Source organism: Suttonella indologenes, from assembly GCF_900460215.1.
Lineage (GTDB): Bacteria > Pseudomonadota > Gammaproteobacteria > Cardiobacteriales > Cardiobacteriaceae > Suttonella > Suttonella indologenes.
In genome coordinates this window covers 1,397,510-1,411,299 of sequence record NZ_UHIA01000004.1, presented here as the reverse complement: position 1 = coordinate 1,411,299, position 13,790 = coordinate 1,397,510, and the positions used below count along the sequence as shown (strand labels likewise).

The window sequence follows — 13,790 nt, the reverse complement described above, 5'->3', positions numbered from 1 at the left end:
AATTCTTCCTCAATTTAATATGTTATGAAAGTAAAAGGTTTATCATCAGTAATAGATTCATTTATTAATTTCTTTCAATGCCTGTTATGAATTTTTATGCACACTCTCTTGAAAAACAGTCTGAAAATCTTTGGCAAACTTTAGACAGTCATCTTCATCAAGTTGGTGAAATGGCCTCCCAATTTGCTTATCATTTTAACGCCCAAGACATTGCTTACTACACCGGTTTATTACACGATTTGGGCAAATACAGTTTGCCTTATCAAGAGCGTTTGCATGGTGGTAGAAAGGTCAATCATTCTACCGCAGGTGCCAAAATTGCCCTAGAAAAATGGAACAATCCCATCGGAAAAATGATGGCGTTTTGCATTGCAGGGCATCATGCGGGTTTGGCAAATGGGGCAAAACAGGGCAATGGTCGTGGCACTTTAATCGATAGATTATCCGAACAATTTGGTAATCAAATTCCCAAACTGGAAAATACTTGGCAACAAGAAATCCATTTGCCCGACAGCATTAAATCGCCCAATCAATTTAAACCTTCAAAAAAACACCCGTATTTCTCATATTCATTTTTTACCCGCATGATTTATTCATGTTTGGTGGACGCTGATTTTTTGGATACCGAAAAATTTTATGTCATACATCAAAATAAACCCATTCAACGGGGTAATTATCCTGCGTTAAGCGAACTTCATACCCAATTTAATCAATATATTCAAACATTCAGGCAGCCTGAAAAATTTTCCGAACTCTATCAATTACGCACGCAAATTTTAGACCACGCCATTTTACAATCCACACAAGAAAAAGGCTTGTTTTCTTTAACCGTGCCGACTGGCGGCGGTAAAACATTCACATCTATGGCGTTTGCATTGGAACACGCCAAAGTGCATGAATTACGGCGGGTCATTTATGTAATTCCGTTTACCAGCATCATTGAACAAAATGCCCGTGAATTTAAAAAAGCCTTTGGCGAATTGGGCGAACAGGCGGTGCTTGAACATCACAGCAATTTTGATGACAGCCAGCTTGAAGACAAAGGCGACAGCCAAGATAAATTACGCCGAGCTTCTGAAAATTGGGATATGCCGATTGTGGTAACGACGGCGGTGCAGTTTTTTGAAAGCCTGTTTGCTGATCGTTCATCACGCTGTCGTAAATTGCACAACATTTCAGGCAGTGTGATTATTTTGGACGAAGCACAGTTGTTACCGCTTAATTTGTTGCGTCCGATTATGATGGCGATTGAAGAATTGGCACAAAATTACCGTTGCAGCGTGGTTTTGTGTACCGCCACTCAGCCTGCCATTCAAGCCAAACAAGGCTTTTATAACGGCTTTGAAAATATCCGAGAACTTGCCCCCAATCCTGATGAATTGTTTGACAAATTACGCCGTACGACCGTGCGTCATATTGGCGTGCAGAGCGATGAGCAATTATTGCAAAGACTGGCTGAAAACGAACAACTGCTCATCATTGTCAATAACCGCCGTCATGCCCGCTCTTTGTATGACGATGCCAAAGATTTGGACGGTGTGTTTCATCTGACCACGCTCATGTGTGCCAAACATCGCACGCTGATGTTGGAGAAAATTTGTGAACGGCTTAAACAAGGCAGTCCGTGTCGTGTGATTGCCACTTCGCTCATAGAAGCAGGGGTGGACGTGGACTTTCCTGCGGTCATGCGTGCCGAGACGGGGCTAGACAGCGTGGTTCAGGCTGCTGGGCGTTGTAATCGTGAGGGTAAAAGACAGTCTGAAAATAGCGTGGTATCGGTATTTGCCACAGAGGAAAAATGGACAATGCCACCTGAACTCAAAGGATTGTCTGCGGTGATGCGTTCGGTGGTACGCAGTCATGGCGATGATTTGTTGTCGCCAGAGGCATTGGACTGGTATTTTACGCAGGTGTATGAAATGAAAGGCGATGAATTGGATAAAAAAGGGATTTTAAGTGAAATTCACGCTTGTCAAACCGATTTTCCATTTCAAAATATTGCCGAAAAATTTCGCATGATTGAAAGTCATTTGTACCCCGTCATCATACCGTTTAATCAAGAAGCCGAAGAACTGATAGACAATTTGCGTTATGCCGAATACATCGGCGGAATTTCGCGTAGACTTCAGCCCTACACCGTGCAAATTCCAGAAAATGCTTTGGCGGAATTGTTTAAAGCAGGACGGATTGAAGCGATTAACGAGCCTAAATTTGGCAAGCAATTTTATGCCTTGATTGGCACGGATTTGTATGACCCTGTGGCAGGGCTCTCTTGGGAGAATGCGACGTTTTTGAGGGCGGAGGGGTTGGTATTTTAAAGAAATTTATTTTAATTAATTGGAAGCTAATTACAGCGGAGCATTTGGGTTTGTCGGGTATTTTGGATAACCTGAGTTCGGGATAGCACCCCACTAAAAAATAAAGAGCAATTGTGATAATCTACTGTTTTGACAAAACAAACCATCACAAAAGCCCTTTAACATGGAACATCTTACAACACTTTTCTGCCAAGTGGATGATTTTTGTAAAACATTTGAAGCAGACTTTAACCGCACACTCATCAGCAAACCCAACAGCAGAAACCGAAAAGCCTCTATCAGTACTTCCGAAATCATTACCGTATGGATCTATTTTCACCATATCCGCATACGTGATTTCAAAAGCTACTATCTATGGCAAATTAAAACCATTTGGAAAACAGCATTCCCCACCATGCCAAGCTACAATCGATTTATCGAATTAGCACAACGTGCATTACCTGCTATGTTGGTTTTTCTCAGTACTCAAATGGGGAAATGTACAGGCATCAGTATCGTGGATTCCACCATCTTATCTGTTTGCCACAATCGTCGAATTCATAGGCATAAAGTGTTTAAAAACATTGCTCAACGTGGCAAAAGCAGCATGGGTTGGTTCTATGGATTCAAACTTCATGCAGTGTTTAATCATGTAGGAGAGCTAGTCAATTTCTGCCTAACGCCAGGCAATGTTGATGACCGTAAAGGCTTACGACAAATGGCAAACAAACTGTTTGGATTGTTGGTTGGGGATAGAGGCTATATCAGCAAAGAGTTAAGATACCGTCCCAAAAAGTGTGTCTTTTTGCAAGAAAGTCAGCATAGGCAGTTTAGCTAAAAAGTAATGAATCTGCAAAACGGCTCAATGGGTAACGGTAAGTTGTTTCACCCATATCAATAGCAGTTTTACTCATCAGCGTTAATACAGAATCTACATTGGGCATGCTGTTGCGTATCTTTAAAGTGCGTTTAAAGGATTTGTTCAACTGCTCAATTTGATTGGTGGTGTAAATCATATTTTGTACCTCGTTTTCATAATGCAGATAGGTTAAATAGTAGCTTAGCTTGTCCTTATCAGCCAATATGGCAAGAGCTTGCGGGTAGTATTTCTTCCATTTCTGATAACAGGCTTTAGCACGTTCAGTAGATGCCGATAAACTGTCATGTTTGCCCACACAGAAGACGTCTTTTAAATCTTGTGCCAGCTCCGCTCTATGGCTGGTTTTGCTTTGACTGAGTAGGCGTCTTTTCAGGTGCAGTACGCACTTTTGTATGCGCCAGGCAAAGTGTTTTTCAATCCTCTGATCCAGCCCTTTCAAGTCATCGATGATAGCTAACTCAATGCGCTGTATCCCTCTTTCTTTCAGGTCTTGGCAGATGCTGTCCCAAGTGCTGGCAGATTCTGTGGGGGCGTTGTAGATACCGAGCACCTCGCGGGTTTTGTCCAGCTTCACGCCGAGCACAACATAGTACGCTTCGCTAGAGACGGTCTCACGTTTGGTTTTGACGTAGGTGGCATCCAAATAGATGATGGGATAATGGGGCTCTAGCGGTCGTTCTCGAAAGGCTTTCATGTCCTCATACAGGCTTTCGGTGATGCGTGATACCGCGCTTTTGGAAAGCTTTTTACCATAGATGTTTTCAGTAATGCCTTCGATCTGACGGGTAGTTAAGCCGTTGGCATATAACTCAAAACACAGCTCATTCAGCATATCCTGCTGCTCACGCATGACTTCTAGCAGAAGAGGCTTAAATTGTCCTAAACGATCTCTAGGAATCGCTAACTCAATCTGCTCACCAATACCCAGTCCGCGTAGACTTCGGTAGCCATTAGCTTTATTACCATGGCGATGATTTGAGACTAAAAAGTCCTTGCGCTCGGCTTTCATCAAGCTGTTCAACATAATAGATAGTAGCGTATTGATGCCATTGGGCTTGTTGGTAAAATCATGACAAATTTCTTGTAGCTGCTTTGGGCTTAGTTGTAAACTGTTCATAGGGTTTCTCTCTTTTTTGGATTGCGTTTGCTAAAACATTCTTACAAAAATTTGAGAGACCTTTTCTTTTGCCTCTCACCAGACACACTTTATGGGGCGGTATCAGAGTTAAGCGATTGCTTAGAAAAGAGATACAACATCACTTTACTGACAGGCAAGAAAAAGAATATGAAATCCCCGCCCCAAAGTCCTGAACAAAAAAGGTTGTTAAAACAAAGATGTGTTATTGAAACAATTTTTGATCAGTTAAAGAATCTATGCCAAATTGAATATACTCGCCATCGTTCAGAGAAGGGATTTTTGTTGAATCTGATTTCTGGATTAACAGCATATTGCTTGTTTCCGTATAAGCCGCAGATGTTTGGGAAGAATGCTTTGGCGGCTGCTAAATAGAGGTGGCTTATCCCGAACTCAGGTTATTTAAGTTGCACCCCGCAGGGGTGCGTGTGTTGAAACTTTGGGGCAGCAACCAGTGGCGCGGCGGAATTGGGTCGCACCCCGCAGGGGTGCGTGTGTTGAAACATTTTGCTTGCATTTAATCATGGCTCTAGTCTAACAGAGTAGTTCTGTCAGTCTAGAGCCTTGATAATATAGTCAATTCATGACAAAGTTGCACACCTAAAAAATATCAAGCTTTACTATTGTGCGGGCTAACATATAAAAAACTGTGTCTTTATTTGGGCTGAATTGACTATAAATTCAATATTTTTAATCTCTTAGTTGATGATGATTTTTAAATTCACCCGATAATTATCGTATTCGTATATGGCTAATTATCGGATGAGTTTTGAATTGTTGATTAAGGTTGCTGACGCATTTTGCTGATAAAGCGATCTGCTTCGCTGATAGATTGGTTCATCTCGGCAATCAGGCGGGCGACATTGTTTTCAATGTTGCGGTATTCTTGATGTAAAGCGGTAATCGCGCGGGCATTCAGATTATGTTTGAGATATAGCACTTGATCATGGAAGACTTGCAATACCGGTGGCATTCTTTGTTCAACCGTTTTAAGCGAACGTAATAGTTGAGCATATTCTTGCTTGGTGGTATTTAGCTGGGTTTGGCTGTCGGCGCGCAAATTGGCATTGCTATATTGAGCTAATTCTTTTTCCCATTCTTTAAATAAATCTTGCGCGACTTTTTCGATTGCGCGAATGCGTTCGCTGACTTCTTGTGCTGCCGCTGCACTGCGGTCGTATTCTTTTTGCAGGCGGTTATATTCTTTTTCCAAATTGCCGCCGTCAAAGCGTACAATGGAGCGGAATTGCGCCAAGGCGGAATCAAATTGTTCTTTGGCATCATTTTGTGATTTGCGTGCATCTTCGACGCGGTTTACCAGAATATCGCGTTTGTATACGCCGAATTTTTCCATTGCACCGTAATAGGCGGTAGAGCAAGCGGCAAGCAGAGCAGTGCAGCTGAGGATTAAAAGGTGTTTTTTCATGGGATTTCCTTTTGTCATAAAGCTTGTTAAGAATAATGCTTTTTTGAGCGCTTGCAAGGTTTTTATCGAATATAGCGCCGCGTGAGGGCATTCAGCCGCTGCGCTTTATCTTGCCAATTAGCATCGATGCTCTGCATAAGTGCATAAAAACGCGGACTATGGTTAAATTCTTTCAGGTGGCAGAGTTCATGAAGAATTACGTGCTCAATTAATTCCGGTGCGGCTTTTATCAAATGCGTATTGAAGGTCAGATGTCCTTTATGTGCGCAATTGCCCCATTGACGGCGCATACGGCGAATTCGAATTGGTGGTGTTTTTTCTACCCAAGGACATTGCGGCAGTACTTTGGCAAGATAAGTTGGCAATAATATTTGTGCTTGTTGTTTATACCAAGTATGTAGTGCGGCGGAGACAGTTTTTTCTTCAAAATTTTTCACACCAAGTCTTAAAATGGCGCCGTTTAAACTGCTGCCGCGTCCTAAAAATGCTTGAAGTTGAAGGCTTGCACCGAGAAAATCGTGTTCATCCTTTATTTCAAGTATGTTTTTCAGTTTTTCTTGTATCCAATCTTGATGGGCATATAAGAAATCAAGTAATTGCTTGCGGCGAATATGGAAAGGGGCACTGAGGCGGATTTGGCCGTTATTATTAATGCTTAAACGCAGATGGCGGTTATTTTTACGTTGTAAGACTTTAATAGGATAATCGCGATTTTGGAATGAAAAAGCAGGGAGAATAATAGATGACATATTGGAATGCAGAATATTATGAATTTGGGCTGATGTTTTTAGATAGATTCCCAATAGTTAAGAAAGGAATGAAAAAAGCGGCTGATGATTCAGCCGCTTTTTGACTTAACAGTTATTATTTAAATTCATTATGGACAGGTGCCGGACGTTTAAAGCCATTGGTTTTAATCGCCAGATAGACTAAACCGATAACGCCCCATATCAATCCCGCACGCAGGGCGTTCCATTCTACTTCCAACCATAGTAGTAGTACGGAGATAAAGCCCAAGGTCGGCATGATTAAGAAATGGAAGATTTCTTTAGCATTGTTGTAGCGTTTATCGCGCACGACACAGCGCGCAATCACAGATAAATTCACGAAGCTGAAAGCGGTCAATGCGCCGAAGCTGATGAGTGAAATGACGAAATCCAAATCTAAGAAGCCCGCTGTGAGCGCAACTACACCGACAATCAAAATATTGTAGGAAGGTACACGCAGCGTCGGGCTGATGTAGCCGAAGATACGCTTATTGATGACGCCGTCGCGTCCCATTACATACATCAGGCGCGATACGCCGGCATGGGCGGAAATACCTGACGCCATAACGGTAATAATTGCAAAGCCTAATATCCATGATTGGAAGATGGCGCCGCCGACGATTTTCAGCACTTCAGGCTGGGTTTCGCCGATGTTTTCAAAATAAGTTGCAGGGTCATTAGGGAAATAAAGCTGCATGAAATAGGTGGCGATGATGAAGATTACCCCTGCCATGAGCGAGGTTAAGACAATCGCTTTGGGCAAAGTTCTCTCGGTGTCTTTGGTTTCTTCCGCCAAAGAGCTGAGGGCGTCAAAGCCTGTGAAAGAGAAGCAGAGCAGAGTGGCGCCGGTAATCAGTTTGCCGACGTCGGTCATTTCCGTCCAAAACGGCTGCATGCTCCACAGACCTGCTACGCCGGCTTGTTTGGCGATTTCGCCGTCGGCATTAAATCCTGCATTAAGCTGCGAATAGACGAGGTAAGTGAAGTAGGCAATCACGGCTAATTGCACGAATACAATCCAGCTGTTGAAATTCGCCACGAATTTGGCACCGCGTAGATTGACGGCGGTCATTAATCCGGTCAGTCCCACAACCCATACCCAATGATTAACTGCAGGGAAAAGGGCTTGCAGATAAATCATGGCTAGGATGATATTGACCATCGGCGAAAGGAGATAGTCCAACCAAGAAGACCAACCCACCATAAAGCCCACATTCGGATGAATGGCTTGCTGAGCATATGTGTATGCCGAACCTGAAGAAGGGTAACGACGAATCATTTTTCCGTAGCTAAATGAGGTAAATAAAATAGCAACGAGGGCAAAGATATACGAAGTCGGTACATGGAATTGGCTTGCATCTGATACTAAGCCGAAGGTATCAAACAAAGTCATCGGCTGAATATAGGCCAAACCGATAATAATTACATGCCATAAGCTCAAGTTTTTACGCAATAATTGGGCGTCGGGCAAGGGGGCTAGAGGTACTTTTGTCAACGTCGTCGTCTCCTATGTTAAAAGTTAAAGAAGGGCCTAAAAAGGGGGCTTACTGTACAGCAAAATTTTGCTTGTGGGAAAAAAATGCATAACAAATTGTATTTGAATAGAAAATATGGAGAAAAACATGGGATTTTTCTGCTTTGCCGTTGCAATTTTCAGATGATGAGCTTTCTTCTGCTTCTCATTGAATGGCAAAAGGAATTCCGCATAATGTTGCAAGAAATACAATTAAGCGAAAATTTCAGAAAAATCCCCGCTTTTTAACAGGACGAATGATGCTCGGAAAAATGAAATGGGCATAGGCGGAGAGCCGCACTATGCTTTCAATGCTGTGTTTATAGGGTGTAGTGGAATTGCATGTCTTGTGTGAGCTCGCTGCTTAAGCTGTAGGCGACAGGGCAATGAAGAGCGGTTTGCTCGAGGATTTCGCGTGTATCACCGTCAAGATTAGCGGGTAGATAAATTTGCAGGCGGATTGCACTGACGCGACGCGGATTTGCCGCCATTTCTTTGCTGATTTGCGCATGAGCACCGGTCAGTTCTATACCTATACTTTTGGCTTTCATGCCCATCATGGTCATAACACAGGCGGCAAGGGCGGATGCGAGCAAATCCGTAGGTGAAAAGGCTTCGCCTTTGCCCTGATTGTCGGTGGGCGCATCCGTATGAATGATGCGCTTGCTCGGCAGGTGTTGCAGTTCATTATGCAGTTCGCCTTGGTAGCGGATGTCGGCAATGTGTGTCATGGTTTTTCCTTATGAAATAAATGGGTTATTTGTCTTTTTTATCTTTGTTACCGCAAATCTGATGTTTTTTGCAGAAAGTTGCGGCATTGGGAATGATAAGCTCGATTTTTAGCCCGGGATTGTTATCGCTGATCCGAATATTGCCGTCATGCAGATGGGTGGCGGCGGCAACCATAGAAAGCCCTAAGCCGTTGCCCGGAGTGGAGCGGGAGTTGTCGAGGCGGACAAAACGTTGCAATACGCGTTCGCGGTCATCGGCAGGGATGCCCGGCCCGTTGTCGCTGACGGCAATATGAATGTGCTTGTTTTTCTCGTAGGCTTGCAGATGAATGTTGCCGCCTGAAGGGGTGTATTTGACCGCATTATCCAACAGATTGGTAATGGCTTGGGCGATCAATTGGCGGTTGCCGAAGAGACTTAGATTAGGAGCTATTTGGCTGCTGAAATAATGCGAACCGTCTTCTTCGGCGAAGATTTCATAGAGTTCGGAGAGTTCTTCGCAAATCAGGCTGAGGTCTGTGGCTTTGAAATCGTCGCGGGCACGTGCTTCGATTTGGGCGATAGTAAGCATGGCATTGAAGGTTTGCAGTAATTTATCAATGTCTTCAATGCTTTCTCCGATGGCATCGCGTAATTCCGCGCTGCTGCGGTTGCGGTCGAGCAGACAAACTTCCATGCGGCTACGCAGGCGGTTCAGCGGGCTGCGCATGTCATGGGCAATATTATTAGTGACTTGTCTTTGGCTGCTGATAAGTGTGTCAAGACGTTCTAGCATGTGATTGAGATTATTAGCCAAACTTCTCATTTCATTGCTGTCGTCCGGATCAATGCTAATCCTTTCGCCGAAATCGCCGTCGACAATGCGTCTGGCGCTGTCGCTGATGCGTTTGGTATTGCGCGTAATAGAGCGGCTGATGTAAAAAGAACCGAAGAAGCTGGCGGCAATCAGCAAGATGCTGGAATAGATGACGGTAGAAAACATGCGGCGCAAAATGCGGCGTTCGTTTTTGGTGTCGTAGCCGGTAATTAAGGTGAGTCCGTTGTTTAAGGGCGTAATGACAATCCGCATCATGTCTTTATGTGTGTGCCATTTCATAATCGGCAATAAATTCGGCATGTTATCATCAATTGCTTGACGTGTAGATTGGCATAAATCATTGAAATGACTAGTGTAAAGATAATGATTTTCCACGATGCCGGCATTGTTGATGCTGGAAAATAAATTGTCGCTATCTTCAACATCTTGATTATAATCGTTGCTTAAACAATAAGATATGGTGGATTCGCTGCTGCTGCGTTCCGTAATGCCGATAACGGGCTGATGTAAGCTGAAAGCGCTGCGTTGCTCGTATTGCTGGCGGATGCGGCCGGCTTCGGCAATCAAGCGGTTATCGACTTGAGAGGAGATTTCCTGTCTGGCTTGCTGATAGGTCATCAGCATCGCCACACTGGTAATGACGGAGGCAATAAGAGTTGCCACTAAAGAGTAGCGAAAGACGCTACTCTTTTTGACTTGCGGTAAGTCTGTGTGAAATTTATTGATAATTTGTCGGATCATAAAGGCTGTATCCCGCGCCGCGTTCGGTATGAATCAGAGGTGGATCAAAATCTTTGTCGATTTTGCTGCGCAAGCGCGAGATATGGACGTCAATTACGTTGGTTTGCGGGTCAAAATGATATTCCCAGACTTTTTCCAGCAGCATGGTGCGTGTGACCACTTGTCCGGCATTGGTCATGAGATATTCTAATAAGCGGAATTCGCGCGGCTGCAAATTGATTTTTTTGCCGGAGCGGATGACTTTGCGCTTGAGACGGTCAAGCTGTAAATCCGCCACTTGCAAGACCATATTGTCTTGAATATCGCCGGAACGGCGGCGAGTCAGCGCTTGCACGCGCGCTAATAGTTCGGAAAAAGCATAGGGTTTGACCAAATAATCGTCGCCGCCGGCAGCAAGACCTTCTACACGGTCATCGACTTCGCCGAGTGCGGATAATATCAATACCGGCACGCTATTGCCGTTTTCGCGCACTTTTTGAATAATCGATAAACCGTCTAGTTTCGGCAGCATACGATCGACAACGAGCAAATCATATTGTCCGCTGAGCGCCATATTCAATCCTTCCGTGCCGGTATGGGCAGTGTCGACCACATAGCCGCTTTCGTTCAAGCCTTTAGCAATATAGGCGGCGACTTCTTTGTCATCTTCAATAATCAATACGTGCATAGGTTCTCCCTGAGTAAATACTTATTAATCTGCCATACATTGTTTTGAAAATGCCCTTGGCAGACAATGTGCGCCTATATTAAACCAATTAGGAAATAAGATGAAAAAAACTTTTTTAGCCTTTGCAATCGGTTTGGCGACTGTAATCAACACACCTGCTCTTGCTGATCCTGCACCTGATTTTACGATTTTAGTAGAAAAAGCGATGCCGGCGGTTGTGAATATCGAGGTCTCTAAAGCCGTTTCCGGTCATCGCTTAGGCAGAAGAGAGCGTATGCCGGATTTGTTTGAAGAATTCTTCGGTTCGCCTTTCGGCAGAATGCCGGAAAACTTCGGTATGACGCCGGAAGAGGGTATGCCGCATTATGAAGGCTCCGGTTCGGGTTTTTTCATTGACGAAAGCGGTGAGATTTTAACCAATGCCCATGTGGTTGACGGGGCGGATTCTGTGATTGTGCGCCTCAACGACCGCCAAGAATATCAGGCGAAAGTTATCGGCATAGATAAACGTAGTGACATCGCCCTGCTGAAAATTGAAGCTGAACAAGCGTTTCCGGTTGCCGTCTTGGGTGATTCGAATGCGGTAAAAGTCGGCGATTGGGTCTTGGCGATCGGTTCGCCTTTCGGTTTTGACGCCACCGCCACCAAAGGCATTGTCTCAGCATTGGGGCGTAATCTGCCTAGCGGCGCTTATACGCCTTTCATTCAAACGGATGCGGCAATCAATCCCGGAAATTCGGGCGGGCCGCTCTTTAACGGCAAAGGCGAAGTCATCGGCATTAACTCGCAGATTTACAGCCGCAGCGGTACGTTTAACGGCTTAGGCTTCGCGATTCCGATTAATGTGGCGAAAAATATTGCCCAACAGCTGAAAGCCGAGGGCAAAGTAAGCCGCGGTTGGCTAGGTGTGATGATTCAGGAAGTCGATCAGCAATTGGCGCAATCTTTCGGATTGGATAAACCGCAGGGTGCATTGATTGCCAAAGTCTTGCCCGATTCTCCGGCCGAAGCTGCCGGTTTGCAGGCAGGCGATGTGATTTTGCAATTTAACGGACGCAATATTGTCCGCTCCGGTGATTTACCTTCATTGGTTGCGATGACGAATATCGGCGAAACGGCAGCGCTAGAGATTCTGCGCGAGGGTAAGCGCGAAAAAATCGAATTTGAAGTGGGTAATATAGACAATGCCGATATGGACAGTATTTCCGGTGAAAATAAATCTATAGAGAATTGGGGTATGTCTTTGAAAACGCTTGACGAAGAAAGTCGTGAAGCCTTGGCATTCGAAGGCGAAGGCGTATTGGTTGCGGAAGTGAAACCGCGCAGTGCGGCGGCAAAATCAGGTTTACGCGCCGGCGATATTCTTTTGGCGGTGGGACGCACACCGGTCAGTAGTGTGAATGCGGCGGCAAAACTATTTGCGCAGCACGGCGAAAAATCCCAGCCGATTCCTGTGCTGATTCATCGTCGCGGACAAACGACGTTTTTGGCATTGGTGCCTGAAAAATCTAAGCAATAAATCCAATTTCCGATGTTTTTTAATCCTCCCTTGCGGAGGATTTTTTATTGGGGCTAAATGGCTGATAATTAAGTTATCTATAAAATATTATTGCTAACAATTGTCAAAAAGATTAGCATATTCTTAACCGTTACGATAATGTACAAATTCTGTCATTGCGAAAAGAATAGACATTTTTACGATGGTTAAAAGAACACTTAGTTTCTCTAAGTTTCAAATTTAACAGAGGAAAATATATTAGTGGATAAGAAACTCACTTTTAAATTGACGGCATTGTCTGCCGCCTTGGGCATGGCTTGTGCGCAGGCGCAAACCGCGGATAACAGTCAAGTGATACAGTTAGATCAAATCAATGTACAAAGTAATTTCGTCAGCGCCCGCCCGATTGAAGATTGGCGCGCCTTAGAAAAAGATACTTCTACAGACCTTAAAACGGCTTTGCGTGACCAAGTCGGCATACAGTTTGGCGGTGGTAACGCGGCGCATCGCAATGGGTAACGATTCGCGGCATGGGGCAAGACCAAATTGATTATGTGGTCGATGACACTTCAAGCAGCTCGCAAATTTTCCATCATCAAGGGCGTTTCAGTCTTGACCCTGCTTTGGTTAAAGTAGTGGCGATTGAAAAAGGCACAGGCTCGGCGAGTGCGGGATTTGGCGCGACTAACGGTAGAATCGAAGCGCGTACAGTCGATGCTGCGGATTTATTGCTAGAGGGCAAAGATGTAGGCGTGCGGATTAGCGGCGGCGTAAACAGCAATGAAGGTGCGAATACGGGATTGGCGGTATATGGTCGTGCGAATGGTTTTGACGGCATCGTAATTGGCAATTGGGTCAAAGAAAAAAATTACGAAGATGGTAACGGCAATAAAGCGCCTCACAATGCTTTGGGAAATCGTAGTTTTTTAGCCAAAGGTGCGTATCGCATTAATGAAAATAATCGGATTGAATTAAGTCATCGCCGCGAAGAACAATACGGCACGCGTGCTTTGCGTGAAGAATTTTTCACAAGCTCAAATAATGCACCAAATCATCGTCATCGTACCACGGATACTACTAATTTATCTTATGCAGGGCGGCAATTGGGTGTTTTAGGTTCTTTGGATGCCAATGTTTTCCATATTACATCGGAGCAAAAGAATAAATCTATAAACCCAAGCCTAAAACACGGGATAACGCATTAGACGGTATAGCCAAAATTGAAACAACAGGAGCTAATCTAGGCTTTACGACTCCTATTCCTAATACAAAACATTTAGTGAAATACGGATTGAATTGGCGCACAGAGTCTGTTAAT

12 protein-coding genes and 1 pseudogene are annotated in these 13,790 nt (G+C 44.4%); 6 read left to right on the top strand and 7 right to left on the bottom strand.

What is annotated here, in order from left to right; translation table 11 throughout:
- The first annotated feature begins 77 nt into the window (after positions 1-77).
- Together cas3 and DYC63_RS10910 are read left to right on the top strand one after the other, a co-directional pair.
- Complete coding sequence (gene cas3, locus DYC63_RS10915; RefSeq protein WP_115219244.1) at positions 78-2,318, top strand: CRISPR-associated helicase Cas3'; 2,241 nt, start codon at positions 78-80, stop codon at positions 2,316-2,318.
- 163 nt (positions 2,319-2,481) lie between these two features.
- A pseudogene (locus tag DYC63_RS10910) lies at positions 2,482-3,075 on the top strand (IS982 family transposase); the annotation flags it as partial.
- Between the two features lie 52 nt (positions 3,076-3,127).
- Here DYC63_RS10910 and DYC63_RS10905 read toward each other — a convergent pair.
- Positions 3,128-4,294 (bottom strand): IS256 family transposase, encoded by a 1,167-nt coding sequence (locus tag DYC63_RS10905; RefSeq protein ID WP_115219242.1) that lies wholly within the window; start codon positions 4,292-4,294, stop codon positions 3,128-3,130.
- A gap of 51 nt (positions 4,295-4,345) precedes the next feature.
- Between DYC63_RS10905 and DYC63_RS13825 the strand changes: the two genes are divergently transcribed.
- Positions 4,346-4,687, top strand: a complete 342-nt coding sequence (locus tag DYC63_RS13825; protein ID WP_425452135.1) for a transposase — start codon at positions 4,346-4,348, stop codon at positions 4,685-4,687.
- 406 nt (positions 4,688-5,093) lie between these two features.
- Here DYC63_RS13825 and DYC63_RS10895 read toward each other — a convergent pair whose 3' ends face one another.
- From DYC63_RS10895 to DYC63_RS10865, 6 genes are all read right to left on the bottom strand, one after another.
- Positions 5,094-5,738, bottom strand: coding sequence for a DUF2959 domain-containing protein (locus tag DYC63_RS10895; protein ID WP_115219240.1), 645 nt, complete (start codon positions 5,736-5,738; stop codon positions 5,094-5,096).
- Positions 5,739-5,800: 62 nt separating this feature from the next.
- On the bottom strand, positions 5,801-6,487 hold the full coding sequence (locus DYC63_RS10890) for a M48 family metallopeptidase (RefSeq protein ID WP_115219239.1): 687 nt from the start codon (positions 6,485-6,487) through the stop codon (positions 5,801-5,803).
- A 115-nt stretch (positions 6,488-6,602) separates the two neighbouring features.
- Positions 6,603-8,000, bottom strand: coding sequence for an APC family permease (locus DYC63_RS10885; RefSeq protein WP_245888162.1), 1,398 nt, complete (start codon positions 7,998-8,000; stop codon positions 6,603-6,605).
- Positions 8,001-8,338: 338 nt separating this feature from the next.
- Complete coding sequence (locus DYC63_RS10875) at positions 8,339-8,749, bottom strand: OsmC family protein (RefSeq protein ID WP_115219237.1); 411 nt, start codon at positions 8,747-8,749, stop codon at positions 8,339-8,341.
- A 25-nt stretch (positions 8,750-8,774) separates the two neighbouring features.
- Positions 8,775-10,229, bottom strand: a complete 1,455-nt coding sequence (locus tag DYC63_RS10870; protein WP_172459499.1) for a sensor histidine kinase — start codon at positions 10,227-10,229, stop codon at positions 8,775-8,777.
- 55 nt (positions 10,230-10,284) lie between these two features.
- Entirely contained in the window at positions 10,285-10,974 is a 690-nt protein-coding gene (locus DYC63_RS10865; RefSeq protein WP_115219235.1) for a response regulator transcription factor, read from the bottom strand.
- A 100-nt stretch (positions 10,975-11,074) separates the two neighbouring features.
- Between DYC63_RS10865 and DYC63_RS10860 the strand changes: the two genes are divergently transcribed.
- From DYC63_RS10860 to DYC63_RS10850, 3 genes are all read left to right on the top strand, one after another.
- The gene (locus tag DYC63_RS10860) at positions 11,075-12,493 is read left to right on the top strand and encodes a DegQ family serine endoprotease (protein ID WP_115219234.1); all 1,419 of its coding nucleotides are present in this window, start codon (positions 11,075-11,077) and stop codon (positions 12,491-12,493) included.
- A 240-nt stretch (positions 12,494-12,733) separates the two neighbouring features.
- A complete protein-coding gene (locus DYC63_RS10855) occupies positions 12,734-12,991 on the top strand; it encodes a hypothetical protein (RefSeq protein ID WP_115219233.1) in 258 nt (85 codons plus the stop codon).
- Positions 12,992-13,002: 11 nt separating this feature from the next.
- On the top strand, positions 13,003-13,677 hold the full coding sequence (locus DYC63_RS10850; RefSeq protein ID WP_115219232.1) for a TonB-dependent receptor: 675 nt from the start codon (positions 13,003-13,005) through the stop codon (positions 13,675-13,677).
- Positions 13,678-13,790 lie beyond the last annotated feature (113 nt).

Excerpts from the sequence above, each read along its gene's own strand:
- cas3 (WP_115219244.1), top strand. The coding sequence starts at position 78 with ATGCCTGTTATGAATTTTTATGCACACTCTCTTGAAAAACAGTCTGAA.
- DYC63_RS10905 (WP_115219242.1), bottom strand. The coding sequence starts at position 4,294 with ATGAACAGTTTACAACTAAGCCCAAAGCAGCTACAAGAAATTTGTCAT.
- DYC63_RS10895 (WP_115219240.1), bottom strand. The coding sequence starts at position 5,738 with ATGAAAAAACACCTTTTAATCCTCAGCTGCACTGCTCTGCTTGCCGCT.
- DYC63_RS10890 (WP_115219239.1), bottom strand. The coding sequence starts at position 6,487 with ATGTCATCTATTATTCTCCCTGCTTTTTCATTCCAAAATCGCGATTAT.
- DYC63_RS10875 (WP_115219237.1), bottom strand. The coding sequence starts at position 8,749 with ATGACACACATTGCCGACATCCGCTACCAAGGCGAACTGCATAATGAA.
- DYC63_RS10865 (WP_115219235.1), bottom strand. The coding sequence starts at position 10,974 with ATGCACGTATTGATTATTGAAGATGACAAAGAAGTCGCCGCCTATATT.
- DYC63_RS10860 (WP_115219234.1), top strand. The coding sequence starts at position 11,075 with ATGAAAAAAACTTTTTTAGCCTTTGCAATCGGTTTGGCGACTGTAATC.
- DYC63_RS10850 (WP_115219232.1), top strand. The coding sequence starts at position 13,003 with ATGGGGCAAGACCAAATTGATTATGTGGTCGATGACACTTCAAGCAGC.